This is a genomic window from Oleiphilus sp. HI0132, from assembly GCF_001635845.1.
Map to the genome: position 1 here is coordinate 1 of NZ_LWGJ01001333.1, position 1,805 is coordinate 1,805.

Annotated in this window: 1 protein-coding gene; it reads right to left on the bottom strand. The window is 45.0% G+C overall.

Going from position 1 to position 1,805, the window contains the following annotated elements; genetic code table 11:
• A partial coding sequence (gene hrpA / locus A3766_RS20345; RefSeq protein ID WP_068642881.1) for an ATP-dependent RNA helicase HrpA occupies positions 1-1,805 on the bottom strand: 1,805 nt, incomplete at both ends.

Below are 1,805 nucleotides of genomic sequence, written 5' to 3' on the forward strand. Positions count from 1 at the left end.
TCGCGTTTTTCTTCATGTTTACCGATATTGCCAAGCAAGCCGCTCAATAAAGCCTTATGAATAGAGTCATAAGAAGCCTCGCTATCATTTTCCTTGATGCCGATGCTTTTTAAAACGAGTAATAGTTGTCTATGTATCTCGCGCCACTCCCTCATACGCACAGCGGATAGGAAGTTTTTCTGGCAAAAGCGCTTTAATTGATTATTGCTTAGCTCCTGGCGTTTATCTTCAAAGAATTCCCACAACCGCAAAAAAGAAAGGAAATCTGATTCAGGGTCTTTATATTCCGCATGAGCCTGGTCAGCTGCTTGCTGCTTATCTGCAGGGCGCTCACGAGGATCTTGTATGCTTAAGCCGCTAACAATAATCAGCACTTCTTTTACTGCGTTTAAGTCCTGAGCGCTAAGCAGCATGCGTCCTAAACGAGGGTCTGTGGGAAGCGTCGCAAGTTTCTTGCCCAACGCTGTTAAGCGGTTGTTTTCATCGACGGCCTGCAACTCAAATAGTAGTTTATAGCCATCATTTAAAAGACGAGAGTCAGGTGGATCAATAAACTGAAAGTCTTTCACTGCCCCGAGTCCGGAGTCGATCATTTTAAGAATAACAGCCGCTAGATTGGTGCGCTGTATTTCCGGATCGGTAAACTCAGGTCGTGAAATAAAGTCGTCTTCACTGTAAAGTCGATAACAAATACCTTCAGCAATCCGCCCACAACGACCCTTTCGTTGATTTGCACTCGCTTGGGAGATTGACTCGATAGGCAAACGCTGTAATTTTGAGCGATACGAATAGCGGGAAATCCGCACGGTACCGGGGTCAATTACATAGCGGATACCAGGCACTGTAATTGAGGTCTCAGCGACATTAGTAGAAAGGATGATTCGTCTGCCAGAGTGAGGTTGAAACACCCTGCTCTGGTCTTTGGTACTTAACCTGGCATATAAGGGCAGTATCTCGGTGTCACGCCATTCATAATCATTAAGGGTCTTGGCGATCTCTCTGATCTCTCGCTCGCCAGGTAAGAAAACCAAAACATCGCCAACTTGCCAAGAGCGTTGGCGTTCTTCGTCTTGAATCTCCTCGACCACTGTAGCTATCTGCTCACCAAGAGATAACTCTTGTACATCTGCACCAATAGATGGGCGGTAATTCACGTCAACCGGATAACTTCGCCCTGAAACAGAAAATATTGGCGCGCCAGTAAAGAACTCCGAGAACCGGTCTACGTCGATCGTGGCAGAGGTAATAATGAGTTTTAATTCAGGTCTTTTCAGCAGAACGCGTTTTAAGTAACCGAGTAAGAAATCAATATTTAAACTACGCTCATGCGCCTCATCAATAATAATAACTTCATAACGATTTAAGTAACGGTCAAACTTGATTTCATTTAAGAGAATACCATCCGTCATGACCTTTATTAGCGTACTATCACTAACTTGATCGGTAAAACGAACTTGATAGCCAACCAGATCACCAAGCGGGGAATTTAGCTCTTCCGCTAATCTCGTCGAAACGGTGCGTGCAGCGAGACGCCTTGGCTGAGTGTGGCCGATAAGGCCCTTCCTTCCAAGCCCCGCTTGAAGACAGGCTTTTGGCAGCTGAGTCGTTTTACCTGATCCGGTTTCACCAGCAACAATTACAACCTGGTTATCCTTTATTGCCTTGCTAATGTCGTCAACTTTTTGGGAGACAGGTAGCTGAGGCGGGTATTTGATTGAAACCGGACGGTTTATTTTTTTACTTAGACGATCTTTAGATTCCTCAATTTCTTGAGTTAGCTTTTCAAGCTTTTCCTCTAGGGCGTT